At 43.6% G+C, this 12,890-nt stretch carries 14 protein-coding genes; 13 read left to right on the top strand and 1 reads right to left on the bottom strand.

Translation table 11 applies throughout. The annotated features are described in order from the left end of the window. Positions 1-3: 3 nt before the first annotated feature. The 6 genes from HNQ82_RS03230 to spoVM all read left to right on the top strand — a co-directional run bounded on the left by HNQ82_RS03230 (position 4) and on the right by spoVM (position 5,061). Complete coding sequence (locus tag HNQ82_RS03230) at positions 4-753, top strand: Stp1/IreP family PP2C-type Ser/Thr phosphatase (RefSeq protein WP_183247321.1); 750 nt, start codon at positions 4-6, stop codon at positions 751-753. Between the two features lie 6 nt (positions 754-759). After that, complete coding sequence (gene pknB, locus HNQ82_RS03225) at positions 760-2,685, top strand: Stk1 family PASTA domain-containing Ser/Thr kinase (protein ID WP_183247103.1); 1,926 nt, start codon at positions 760-762, stop codon at positions 2,683-2,685. A 12-nt stretch (positions 2,686-2,697) separates the two neighbouring features. Continuing rightward, positions 2,698-3,579, top strand: coding sequence for a ribosome small subunit-dependent GTPase A (gene rsgA / locus HNQ82_RS03220; protein WP_183247101.1), 882 nt, complete (start codon positions 2,698-2,700; stop codon positions 3,577-3,579). A gap of 2 nt (positions 3,580-3,581) precedes the next feature. Further along, positions 3,582-4,238: a ribulose-phosphate 3-epimerase gene (gene rpe, locus HNQ82_RS03215; protein WP_183247099.1), complete on the top strand. Its 657-nt coding sequence runs from the start codon at positions 3,582-3,584 to the stop codon at positions 4,236-4,238. Between the two features lie 30 nt (positions 4,239-4,268). Beyond that, positions 4,269-4,907: a thiamine diphosphokinase gene (locus HNQ82_RS03210; protein ID WP_183247097.1), complete on the top strand. Its 639-nt coding sequence runs from the start codon at positions 4,269-4,271 to the stop codon at positions 4,905-4,907. Positions 4,908-4,980: 73 nt separating this feature from the next. After that, entirely contained in the window at positions 4,981-5,061 is an 81-nt protein-coding gene (gene spoVM, locus HNQ82_RS14515) for a stage V sporulation protein SpoVM (RefSeq protein ID WP_003394991.1), read from the top strand. A gap of 30 nt (positions 5,062-5,091) precedes the next feature. Here the strand turns inward: spoVM and rpmB are convergent, their stop codons facing one another. Further along, a complete protein-coding gene (gene rpmB, locus HNQ82_RS03200) occupies positions 5,092-5,277 on the bottom strand; it encodes a 50S ribosomal protein L28 (RefSeq protein ID WP_003394988.1) in 186 nt (61 codons plus the stop codon). 220 nt (positions 5,278-5,497) lie between these two features. On the opposite strand from rpmB, the gene HNQ82_RS03195 reads away from it, so the two are divergent. The 7 genes from HNQ82_RS03195 (at position 5,498) to plsX (ending at position 12,884) form a co-directional block, all read left to right on the top strand. Then, entirely contained in the window at positions 5,498-5,860 is a 363-nt protein-coding gene (locus tag HNQ82_RS03195) for an Asp23/Gls24 family envelope stress response protein (RefSeq protein ID WP_032099757.1), read from the top strand. A 17-nt stretch (positions 5,861-5,877) separates the two neighbouring features. Beyond that, positions 5,878-7,536, top strand: coding sequence for a DAK2 domain-containing protein (locus HNQ82_RS03190; protein ID WP_183247095.1), 1,659 nt, complete (start codon positions 5,878-5,880; stop codon positions 7,534-7,536). 86 nt (positions 7,537-7,622) lie between these two features. Next, a complete protein-coding gene (gene sdaAB, locus HNQ82_RS03185; protein ID WP_183247094.1) occupies positions 7,623-8,285 on the top strand; it encodes an L-serine ammonia-lyase, iron-sulfur-dependent subunit beta in 663 nt (220 codons plus the stop codon). 24 nt (positions 8,286-8,309) lie between these two features. Then, the gene (sdaAA, locus tag HNQ82_RS03180) at positions 8,310-9,197 is read left to right on the top strand and encodes an L-serine ammonia-lyase, iron-sulfur-dependent, subunit alpha (protein WP_183247092.1); all 888 of its coding nucleotides are present in this window, start codon (positions 8,310-8,312) and stop codon (positions 9,195-9,197) included. Then, the gene (gene recG / locus HNQ82_RS03175; RefSeq protein ID WP_183247089.1) at positions 9,190-11,238 is read left to right on the top strand and encodes an ATP-dependent DNA helicase RecG; all 2,049 of its coding nucleotides are present in this window, start codon (positions 9,190-9,192) and stop codon (positions 11,236-11,238) included. Before sdaAA ends, recG begins: the two co-directional genes overlap by 8 nt. A 75-nt stretch (positions 11,239-11,313) precedes the next feature. Next, entirely contained in the window at positions 11,314-11,898 is a 585-nt protein-coding gene (fapR, locus tag HNQ82_RS03170; protein WP_183247087.1) for a transcription factor FapR, read from the top strand. Next, complete coding sequence (gene plsX / locus HNQ82_RS03165) at positions 11,895-12,884, top strand: phosphate acyltransferase PlsX (protein WP_183247085.1); 990 nt, start codon at positions 11,895-11,897, stop codon at positions 12,882-12,884. The genes fapR and plsX overlap by 4 nt, the downstream gene beginning before the upstream one ends. Positions 12,885-12,890: the final 6 nt, after the last annotated feature.

The following is a 12,890-nucleotide window of genomic DNA, read 5'->3' as shown; positions in this document are numbered from 1 at the left end:
TGTATGAAGGCGGTGTTTCAAACGGATGTCGGTAAAATTAGGTCGCATAATGAAGATAATGGCGGTGTTTTTATCAATAAAGCAGGCAACTATTTAGCCGTTGTCGCTGACGGGATGGGTGGTCATCTGGCTGGCGATGTGGCGAGTGAAATGACGATGACACAATTAAAAAAATTTTGGGAAGAAACAGATGAAATGACATCGCCACAACAAGCGGAAACGTGGCTAAAAGAACATGTCATGAAAGTAAACGAATCGCTCTTTCATCACTCCCAAACGAACGATCATTGTCAAGGAATGGGGACGACCGTTGTTGCTGCTATTTGTACAAACCAGTTTGCGACGATCGGGCACATTGGTGATAGTCGTTGCTATTTGTTAAATACAAATGGTTTTCAACAAATGACGGAAGACCATTCTCTTGTTAATGAGCTAGTGAAAAGCGGGCAACTATCGAAAGAAGATGCAGAATATCATCCGCGTAAACATGTGCTATTGCGTGCGCTCGGAACAGAACAGACGATTCAGCTAGACGTGAAAACAGTGACTGTCGAAGAAGGAGATATGTTATTGCTTTGTTCTGACGGACTTTCTAATAAAGTATCGGAATCGACGATGGTCGACATATTGACATCTGATCGCTCGCTTGAAGAAAAAGCGCAGGCGCTCATTGATGTCGCAAATGAGCACGGTGGGGAAGATAATATTACGTTAGCGATCGTACAATTTGCAGATGTGGATGAAAGTAGGTGATCGCTCGTGCTCATCGGCAAACGATTAAACGGTCGCTATAAAATTTTGCAACTCATTGGTGGCGGTGGCATGGCGAACGTTTATTTAGCTAGAGATATCATTTTGGATCGCGACGTTGCTGTAAAAGTGTTACGTTTAGATTTTGCAAACGATGAATTATTTATTAAACGTTTTCGCCGCGAAGCACAAGCCGCAACAAGTTTAAACCATGAAAATATTGTAACGATTTACGATGTCGGAGAAGATGACGGTATTTATTACATGGTCATGGAATATGTGCGTGGATGTACGTTAAAACAATATATTCAGCAACATGCCCCCCTCCCTGTGCAAGACGTGTTGCGCATGATGGATCAATTGACAGGGGCAGTGGCCCACGCCCATCAAAACGGAGTCATTCATCGCGACATTAAGCCACAAAATATTTTGGTGGCAGAAGATGGAACATTAAAAATTACAGACTTCGGTATCGCGGTTGCTTTAAGTTCAACGACAATTACCCAGACGAATTCCGTTTTAGGCTCTGTTCATTATTTATCGCCTGAGCAAGCTAAAGGTGGGATGGCGACGGAAAAATCGGATATTTATTCGCTCGGTATCGTCATGTTTGAACTATTAACAGGTCAATTGCCGTTCTCTGGCGAATCTGCTGTGGCGATTGTATTAAAACATTTGCAAACAGAAACACCGTCTGTGCGACGATGGAATCCGAATATTCCGCAAAGTGTAGAAAACATTGTGTTAAAAGCAACAGCAAAAAATTTGTTGCATCGCTACAATAGCGCATTAGACATGCAACAACATATTCGTACCGCTCTTTCACCGGAGCGTATGAACGAAGCGAAGTTTACGTTACCTATAGAAGACGATGATGAAGAGACGAAAATTATTCCAATTGTCAAATCGGCCGCTTCTCCACCACAAGAAAGACAAGAAGACGTTTCTCCAAAGAAGAAGCGCTCGAAAAAGTGGCTTGTTGCATGGACGGTGTTTCTTTTGTTGTTCATCGGTGTTGGGGTGAGTGCGGTCACATGGCTTCCAGATTTATTTTTTCCAAAAGATGTGACTGTGCCTGATGTAACGAATGAAAATTATGATGAGGCGATCACACAATTAACGTCGTTAGGCTTGAAAATTGAAAAGACGGTTGAAGAAGAACATGATGATATTGCAGAAGGTTACGTCATTCGTACAAATCCACAGGCTGGAAAAGTCGTAAAAGTAGGTACGGCGGTGACAATTTACAAGAGTATAGGAAAGAAAAAAGTTGAGTTCAAAAATTATGTTGGTGAGCAAATCGCTGATATCGAGCCACAATTGCGAGCGGAAAAATATTTGCTTATTGATAAAAAGGAAGTGTATAGCGACGAACCTGCAGGAACGATCATTGAGCAATTTCCGCTTCCAGGTGAAAAAGTGGTGCCAGAAGAAACAGAAGTGCGTTTCACAGTAAGCCTTGGGCAAGAAAAAATTATTTTAAAAGACTTAACAGGATACACGGAAAAAAGTGTGCGCGATTATGCGGCAGACCAACAATTGTACGTGATCGTCAAACAGCAATATTCTGATACAGTCGAAAAAGGGCTCGTCATTTCCCAAACACCACAAGCGAATGCAAGATTGGAGAAAGGGGCGACTGTTACCGTCGTGATTTCCCTTGGAAAAGAGCCGATCCAGACAAAGAAAGTCACTCAAGAAATTGACATTCCGTATGAACCGCCTGTTGATGCAACCGAACCAGTCATGGCGGAATTATATATTGAAGATGAAAACCATTCATTTGCTCAACCATACAAACGTTATCGCTTAACAAATGATGTAAAAGAACGTGTCGAATTTGTCATTCAACAAGGGAAACAAGGAAGATATCGCGTCGTTGTCAATGGCACGACAGTACGTGAAGGTATCGTTCCATATCCAACAACACCTTAAAGGAGGGAAGGTATGGCAGAAGGAAAAATTATTAAAGCGCTAAGCGGCTTTTATTACGTGTTAAGCGACGGTCAAGTGTATCAATGCCGTGGTCGCGGGGTATTTCGAAAGCGGAAAGTGACGCCGCTTGTTGGCGACTACGTCTCTTTTCAGGCGGAAAATGAGCGAGAAGGCTACATATTAGATGTATTTGAGCGGAAAAATGAACTTGTTCGCCCGCCAATCGCAAATATCGATCAAGCGATCTTAGTGTTTTCAGCCGCCGAGCCAGATTTCAGCCCCGGGCTACTGGATCGATTTCTCGTATTCATTGAAGCAAAACACATTCGCCCCGTTATTGTTGTAAGCAAAATGGATTTAGTCGATGATGAAACAAAGCCGCACATCGAACAATATATTCGCGATTACCGTCAAATTGGATATGATGTGTTAGAAGTGTCAGTCAAAACGCTTGCGGGCGTTGAGGCGTTATTGCCGTACTTTGCAGGAAAAGTGTCCGTATTTGCGGGGCAGTCGGGCGTTGGGAAGTCGTCTTTACTCAATGCGTTACGTCCGGACTTACAGTTAAAAACAGGGGACATTTCCCATCATCTTGGACGAGGAAAACATACGACAAGGCATGTTGAGTTAATTGAAATCGGGGGCGGTTTTGTTGCAGATACGCCGGGATTTAGTGCGCTAGAATTCGATGAGATCGAACTCGAACAATTGCCGCTTTGTTTTCCAGAGTTTGTAGCTAGAAGTGCTGATTGTAAGTTTCGTGGTTGTACGCATACAGCCGAGCCGAAATGTGCGGTGAAAGAGGCGTTAGCCTCGGGAGACATTCCTTCTTATCGTTACGAACATTACGTGAGCTTTATCGAGGAAATCAAAGAACGAAAGCCGAGGTATTAAACATGGTTAAAATTGCACCATCCATTTTATCTGCCAATTTCGCTAAACTTGGCGAAGAAATTATCGATGTTGAGCGTGGGGGAGCGGATTATATTCACGTCGATGTCATGGACGGGCATTTCGTCCCGAATATTACCATCGGCCCGCTCATCGTGGAAGCGATTCGACCTGTAACAACATTGCCGCTCGACGTTCATTTAATGATCGAACAACCCGATCGTTATATCCCGACGTTTGCGAAAGCAGGAGCAGACTATTTAACCGTACACGTTGAAGCGTGTCCGCATTTACATCGCACCATTCATCTCATTAAAGAACATGGTGTAAAAGCAGGAGTAGCGTTAAATCCGCATACACCGATTTCGATGATTGAACATTTGGTTGAAGACATTGACCTCGTTTTATTTATGACGGTCAATCCGGGTTTTGGTGGACAATCGTTTATTCCAGCAGTACTTCCAAAAATTCAAGCATTCTCAACACTCGTTCGCGAGCGTGGAATTTCTGTTGAAATTGAAGTCGACGGCGGCATTCACGCTGAAACCGCAAAACTTTGTGTCGAAGCCGGAGCGAACGTTCTCGTTGCAGGATCAGCCATTTATAATCAAAAAGATCGTGCCAAAGCAATTCGCGCTATTCGCGAGGGTGTGTCATCTTGACACATCCTTCTTTCTTAGGAGGGGAGCCAATTGATTATTCATCTTGTAGCAGGAGGGCCGACAAGCTTCTTACCTCATTTGCAAGCTTATGACGGAGAAGACGTATGTTGGATAGGAGTAGATCGTGGCGTTTTAGCGCTACTTGATGCGGGAATCATGCCAAAACGAGCGTTTGGCGATTTTGACTCCATGGATGAACGAGAGTTACAACAATTGAAAAAAAAATTACCTCACATCGACATATGGCCATCTGAAAAAGATCAAACGGATACAGACATTGCACTTGATTGGGCGCTTGAACAACAAGCGACAAAAATTCGCGTGTTTGGAGGAACAGGTGGGCGACTTGATCATTTATTCGGAAACGTCCAGCTTTTGTTTAAAGGAAAAGATGGACAAATTGAATTAATTGATCGTCAAAATGTCGTTACACTTTATCGAAACGGCGAACATATCGTTGAAAATGAAGGCGACTATTCGTATATTTCCTTTATCCCCATGACCCCGATTCGTGCTTTAACGCTTCGGGGATTTAAATATTCGCTCGATGCGCACGATATACCGCTTGGATCAACATTATGCGTAAGCAACGAACTCATCCATCATTTTGGTACTTTTTCGTTCACTGAAGGCATATTAATGATGATAAGAAGCAAGGATGAAAAATAACGCTTCGAGGTACGATTTGTGCGGAGATGAATATATTAGTAGAAGAGTGTGCACTGTAGGGGAGGGAATCATAGTGAAATTTTATACGATTAAGTTGCCGAAATTTTTAGGTGGAATTGTGCGAGCAATGTTAAATTCGTTCAAAAAAGGATAAAAAGCACCAAATGATTGGTGCTTTTTTCTATTACACACGTTCTACTTTTCCGGATTTTAATGCGCGAGCAGAAACCCAAACGCGCTTTGGCTTTCCGTCAACTAAAATGCGAACTTTTTGAAGGTTTGCTTTCCATGTGCGGCGGCTCGCATTCATTGCGTGAGAACGAGCGTTTCCGAATGATTTTTTCTTACCAGTCACAAAGCATTTTGCCATTTTGTTTCCCTCCTCACTTGCCAAACTACGTGCTCAAAACACTACTATAATTTATCATACATAAAAACGGATTGCAATACTTCCGACATACTCTTTCAAGAAAATAACCTTGACATCTGTTTTCTATTTCGGGTAAATATACTATGGGTAGGAACTTTTAAAAATAAGCCGAGTATAGTACAATGGCGTTAGCTACCTAACAAGAAAGGGGACTTGAGCGATGTCCATTGAATTACAAACGAAATACGGTCGTGTTGAAATTAGCAACGATGTCATTGCAGCAATTGCTGGAGGAGCCGCGGTCGATTGTTACGGCATTGTCGGCATGGCATCAAAAAATCAATTGAAAGATGGGATTGCTGAAATTTTACGTCGTGAAAATTTCGCAAAAGGTATTGTTGTTCGCCAAGAAAACGATGAAGTGCACATCGATTTATACGTCATCGTTAGCTACGGTACGAAAATTTCTGAAGTTGCCCATAACGTACAAACGAAAGTGAAGTATACGTTAGATCAAACGTTAGGTTTATCTGTTCATTCGATTAACATCTATGTTCAAGGGGTTCGTGTCACGAATCCGTAGTGAGGAGGAACTAGTCTGTGACAATGACAACATTAGATGGGAAACGCTTTGCACAAATGGTGTTGCAAGGCGCGACACATTTAGCGAACAATGCAAAAACAGTAGATGCATTAAACGTGTTTCCCGTTCCAGATGGGGATACAGGAACGAACATGAATTTGTCGATGACGTCTGGTGCGAAAGAAGTAAAAAATCACGTATCTGACCATATCGGGAAAGTGGCAAGTGCGCTAGCGAAGGGATTATTAATGGGCGCGCGCGGAAATTCAGGCGTCATTTTATCGCAATTATTCCGTGGATTTGCGAAAGCGATTGAACAAAAAAGCGAAATTAACAGCAAAGAGTTTGCGGCGGCGCTTGAAGCGGGTGTACAAACGGCATATAAAGCGGTCATGAAGCCAGTTGAAGGTACAATTTTAACCGTTGCAAAAGACGCAGCAAAGCGCGCAGTAGCTGTGGCGAAAAAAGAAACGGATATCGTCGTTGTGATGACGGAAGTGTTAAAAGAAGCAAAAGCATCGTTGAAGCGGACGCCTGATTTACTTCCTGTTTTAAAAGAAGTAGGTGTCGTCGACAGCGGTGGACAAGGCCTCGTATTTGTATATGAAGGATTTTTAGCTGCTTTAAAAGGTGAAACGATTGCAGAAACAGAAGCATTGTCAATGGAACAGCTCGTCCGCACAGAACATCATCGCAACGTTCAAAGCCATCTAAGTGCAGATGATATTGAATTTGGATATTGTACAGAATTTATGGTGAAATTTGAGCAAGATAAAGTAGCGAAACATCCGTTTCATGAAGATGCATTTCGTCAAGATTTAAGCCGTTTCGGTGATTCGCTTCTTGTTATTGCAGATGATGAATTAGTGAAAGTGCACATTCATGCGGAGCAACCAGGTGAAGTGCTCACTTATGCACAACGCTACGGAAGTTTAATTAACATTAAAATCGAAAACATGCGCGAACAGCACGCAAATATTGTTCACCAAGAGATGCAGCCGCCGAAAAAACAAGAGCGCATCCCATATGGCATCGTTGCGGTAGCAATGGGGGATGGCATTGCCGAATTATTTACAAGCATCGGTGCTCATGCGGTCATCGAAGGTGGACAAACGATGAATCCAAGCACAGAAGACATCGTGAAGGCAATTGAGGAAGTAAATGCCCAAACGGTATTTGTTTTGCCAAATAATAAAAACATTATTTTAGCAGCTCAACAAGCCGCTTCTGTCGCTTCATGTGATGTGGTTGTCATTCCATCAAAAACAGTACCACAAGGAATGACTGCTTTGCTTTCCTTTAACCCTTCTGCGACAAAAGAAGACAATGAGAAAGCGATGACGGAGGCACTTGCTCGCGTAAAAACAGGACAAGTGACGTTTGCTGTACGCGATACAAATATTGATGGTGTCGAAATCGAAAAAGATGATTATATGGGAATTGCCGATGGGAAAATTGTCGTATCGGACAAAGAGCTTACGCATGTCGTTGAAACGTTACTTACACATATGGTTAGCGAGGAAGACGAGATTTTAACGATTCTCTTTGGTGAAGATGCGACAGAAGAACAACTTGCACACGTCGTTCAATTTGTTGAACAACAATTCCCACATGTCGAAGTAGAAACACATCACGGTGGTCAACCGCTCTATCCATTTATTTTTGCGATTGAATAACGCGAGATCGCTATCATTCACATACAATGAAAGAAGGGGAGTGTTCCCCTTCTTTTTCATGAAGATGACAAAGGGGAGAACAAAACGTGAAATATCGCAGTGTATTTGACATTATCGGTCCGATTATGATCGGTCCGTCAAGCTCGCATACAGCAGGAGCGGTACGCATTGGCAAAGTAGCGCGCAATTTATTTGGGAGAAAGCCAGCATGGGCCGATATTTTCTTTTACGGTTCATTCGCTGAGACGTACAAAGGACACGGCACAGATGTTGCCATCGTTGGCGGCTTATTAAATTTTGATACGTTTGATGAACGAATGAAAACATCGTTACACATCGCCAAACAAGAAGGTATTCGCATCACGTTTCATGAAGAAGAAGCGATTCCGCCTCACCCAAATACTGCAAAAATTCGTCTCGGCGACGAACAAGGCGAATTAGAGCTTGTCGGCATTTCAATTGGCGGTGGAAAAATTGAAATTATTGAGCTAAACGGTTTCGAATTAAAGCTTTCTGGTCATCACCCTGCCCTTTTAATTATGCATAACGATCGTTATGGAGCGATCGCAGGGGTCGCTAACGTGTTGGCGAAATATGCTATCAACATCGGTCACATGGAAGTCTCGCGGAAAGAAAAAGGAAAACAAGCGTTAATGACGATTGAAGTCGATCAAAATATTGACGATGCGATTGTTGAACAATTAAAAGCGCTACCACATATCATTGACGTAACAAAAATTGTCGAGTAAGCTCGGCGCAAAGGGGAGATAACGATGTTTCGAAATGTAGCAGAACTTGTGGAACGAGCGGAACGGGAACAAATAAAAATTGCTGAAGTGATGATTCGCCAAGAAATGGAAGTGACTGAGCGCAGTCGAGAGGATATCGTTGCGCAAATGGAGAAAAACTTACAAGTGATGGAACAAGCCGTCATACGCGGATTAGCAGGTGTTCGCTCGCATTCCGGGCTAACGGGCGGCGATGCTCCTCTCTTACAACAATATATTGCACGCGGCCAATTTTTATCGGGAGAAACGATTTTAGATGCCGTGAGCAAAGCAATGGCGACGAACGAAGTGAACGCGGCGATGGGAATGATTTGTGCTACCCCGACAGCAGGATCGGCTGGTGTCGTCCCAGGTACGTTATTTGCAGTAAAAGAAAAACTGCAGCCGACGCGTGAACAAATGGTTGAGTTTTTATTTACAGCTGGTGCGTTCGGATTCGTTGTTGCAAACAACGCATCGATTTCTGGAGCGGCAGGAGGTTGTCAAGCAGAAGTCGGCTCAGCAGCAGGCATGGCAGCGGCGGCGCTTGTCGAAATGGCTGGTGGTACACCAAGACAAGCGGCAGAAGCGATGGCGATCGCGTTAAAAAATATGCTTGGGCTCGTCTGTGACCCTGTTGCAGGGTTAGTGGAAGTACCATGTGTGAAACGAAATGCGATCGGAGCAGCAAATGCGATGATTGCTGCTGATATGGCACTTGCTGGGATACAAAGTCGCATTCCGTGCGATGAAGTGATTGAAGCGATGTTTCGCATCGGTCAAACGATGCCTATTGCGTTAAAAGAAACAGCACAAGGAGGGTTAGCGGCGACGCCGACCGCTCGTAAATTAGAAGCGAGCATTTTCGGCAAGCCGAATGAGAAACGTGAGTGACGTACTACAACAAACAGTCACATCGATTAAAGGAATTGGTGAAGAAACAGCCGCCGCTCTTCATGATATGGGAATTGATACAATTGAACAACTGTTATATCATTTCCCTTTTCGTTATGAAGATTATCGCATATGTTCATTAGAAGAAGCAAAGCACGATGAAAAAATAACGATTGTTGGCAAAGTATATAGCGAGCCTGTGCTGACGTACTACAGCAGAAAAAAGTCACGGTTAACGTTTCGTGTACTTGTGGACCGGTTTTTAGTAACCGCCGTTTGTTTTAACCAACCGTATTTGAAAAAGAAGCTTGCTTTACACGAAACGGTAACGATCACAGGAAAGTGGGATAAACATCGTCAAACGATTACGGTACAACAGTTACACATCGGGGAAATGAAACAGCAAAAGGAAATCGAACCGGTTTATTCGACGCGTGGCGATGTAACGGTGAAAGGTATGCGACGTTTTATTGCGCTTGCTTTGCAACAATACAGCGATGCGATCGTCGATCCGTTACCGAACGAGTTGCTGCAAACATATCGGCTTATATCAAAACGTGATGCAATACGAGCCATTCATATGCCGCTTTCGCACGAGCAACTGAAACAAGCGCGGCGCCGTCTCGTTTATGAAGAATTTTTACTTTTTCAATTGAAAATGCAAGCGTTGAAAAAATATCGTCGCGAACAGTCACCGGGCGTTGCTCATCGCTTTTCCGATGAGCAGCTTCATGCTTTTATTCAGTCGCTCCCTTTTCCGTTAACGAACGCCCAACAGCGCGTTGTGCGTGAAATTGTGCAAGATTTAAAATCACCATACCGTATGAATCGCCTATTACAAGGCGATGTCGGTTCGGGAAAAACAGTCGTTGCTGCTATTGTATTATACGCAGTGTATTTATCAGGGTATCAAGGAGCGTTAATGGTACCGACAGAAATTTTAGCTGAGCAACATGCTGAGTCCCTTTGTTCGCTACTTGCACCGATGGGCATTCGTGTCGAACTGTTGACGAGTTCGGTAAAAGGAAAAAGGCGTAAACAGCTACTCGAACAGCTCGCAGCAGGCGACGTTCACATTGTTGTCGGTACGCACGCGCTCATTCAAGACGATGTGAATTTTGCGAAACTTGGTGTTGTTATCACAGATGAACAACATCGTTTCGGGGTCGAACAGCGACGTATTTTACGTGAAAAAGGACAATCGCCCGATGTATTATTTATGACGGCGACACCTATTCCACGTACGCTTGCGATTACGGCATTTGGAGAAATGGACGTGTCCGTCATTGATGAAATGCCAAAAGGAAGAAAAAAAATTGAAACATATTGGGTAAAACACGATATGCTTGAACGTGTATTTCAATTTATTGCCAAACAAGTCGATGCGGGTCATCAAGCATACGTCATTTGCCCGCTCATTGAAGAATCAGAAAAGCTTGATGTTCAAAATGCTATTGATGTGCATGCGATGCTGACGCACTATTATAAAGGACGATATCGCATTGGATTGATGCACGGTCGTTTATCTTCAGAAGAAAAAGAAGAAGTGATGCGTGCTTTTAGCACAAACGACATCCATATTTTAGTTTCTACAACGGTTGTTGAGGTCGGCGTAAACGTTCCGAATGCAACGGTCATGGTCATTTATGATGCGGATCGTTTCGGTCTTGCCCAACTTCATCAGTTGCGTGGGCGCGTTGGGCGCGGACAAGCGCAGTCGTACTGTATTTTAGTCGCTGATCCAAAATCAGAAACCGGAAAAGAGCGAATGCGCATTATGACAGAAACAAACGACGGCTTTGTATTGTCTGAAAAAGATTTAGAGCTGCGTGGACCGGGCGACTTTTTCGGAACGAAGCAAAGCGGCATGCCCGAGTTTCGCCTTGGCGATCTTGTTCACGACTATCGCATTTTAGAAGTGGCGCGACAAGATGCAGCGCGCCTCATTGCTTCGCCTTCGTTTTGGCGCCATGAAACATATGCGCTACTTCGTGAACATTTACAACAATCGGGCGTTTTAAACGGCGAAAAATTAGATTAAAAGTTGTTGAAATGTCACTTCGGGTGTTATATACTACTATTAGTACCTAGTAATAATTCGGATGGTGGATCGAATATGAGAAGAAATAAACGAGAACGGCAACGATTACTGCAAGCAACGATTGAAGAAAATCCTTTTGTTACGGATGAACAGCTTGCTGAAAAATTTTCAGTCAGCATTCAAACGATCCGCCTCGATCGCCTAGAACTATCGATTCCGGAGTTGCGCGAGCGCATTAAACATGTCGCTGAACGCACATTCGCTGACGAAGTAAAGTCGTTGCCTATTGAAGAAGTCATCGGGGAAATTATTGATATGCAATTAGACGAAAGTGCGATTTCGATTTTTGATGTCAAACAAGAACATGTGTTTAAACGCAATCAAATTGCACGAGGGCATCATTTATTTGCCCAAGCGAATTCGCTCGCTGTAGCAGTTATTAACGATGAACTCGCATTAACGGCAAAGGCGAACATTCGCTTTATGCGCCCTGTCAAAGAAGGTGAGCGCGTCGTCGCCAAAGCAAAAGTGAAAAATTTAAACGAAAACGGGCGCACTGTCGTCGAAGTAAATAGCTACGTCGGACAAGAACTTGTTTTTCAAGGAGAATTTCATATGTATCGCTCAAACGTTGTTAAAAAGGACGGAGAAGAAAGATGAAAATCGCAATCGATGCCATGGGAGGCGATCACGCACCGAAAGAAGTCGTGATCGGTGCACAAAAGGCGATTGAGCACTTTCCAGATATTGAAATTACGCTTGTCGGGAATGAGACGCTCATTCGCCCATACATAACAAATGATGAACGACTATCCATTATTCATACTGAACAAGTGATTGAAGCAACAGATGAGCCAGTCCGTGCTGTTCGCCGCAAAAAAGAGGCGTCCATGGTATTAATGGCAAACGAAGTAAGTGAAGGACGTGCAGATGCGTGCATTTCTGCAGGGAATACGGGCGCTTTAATGGCTGCAGGGTTGTTTATCGTCGGCCGTATCGATGGTATTGATCGTCCTGCGCTTGCCCCGACGTTGCCAACGATTGATGGAAAAGGATTTGTATTGTTAGATGTTGGAGCAAACGTTGATGCTCGTCCAGAACATTTATTGCAATATGCGCTCATGGGTGCGGCATACGCTGAAAAAGTGCGTGGCATTAGTCGCCCACGCATCGGTTTATTAAATGTCGGAACAGAGGATCAAAAAGGAAATGAATTAGCAAAAAAGGCGTTTCAACTTATGCAACAGACGTCGTTAAACTTTGTCGGAAACGTGGAAGCGCGCGATTTATTAGAAGGAGTAGCGGATGTCGTTGTTATTGACGGATTTACCGGCAACGTCGCGCTAAAAACGATCGAAGGCACGGCAATCGCTGTTTTCTCAATGTTAAAATCAGCATTGACAAGCAATGTGGTTAGCAAAATGGCGGCGCTTGCATTAAAGCCACAGCTTATGCAATTGAAGAAAAAAATGGATTATGCAGAATATGGTGGTGCAGCACTGTTCGGTTTACGAGCACCGGTCATTAAAGCACATGGCTCATCCGATGCTCACGCCATTTTTCATGCGGTACGCCAAGCGCGCGAAATGGTCGCCAATGACGTTGTACAAACGGTGAAACAATCCGTAGCTGAAATAAAACAATAAGAGGTG

Origin of the sequence: Anoxybacillus tengchongensis (genome assembly GCF_014201585.1) — a bacterium.
In the GTDB taxonomy this organism is placed as follows: Bacteria; Bacillota; Bacilli; order Bacillales; family Anoxybacillaceae; genus Anoxybacillus; species Anoxybacillus tengchongensis.
The sequence above is the reverse complement of the archived record's forward strand: the minus strand, read 5'-3'. Positions and strand labels throughout refer to the sequence as shown.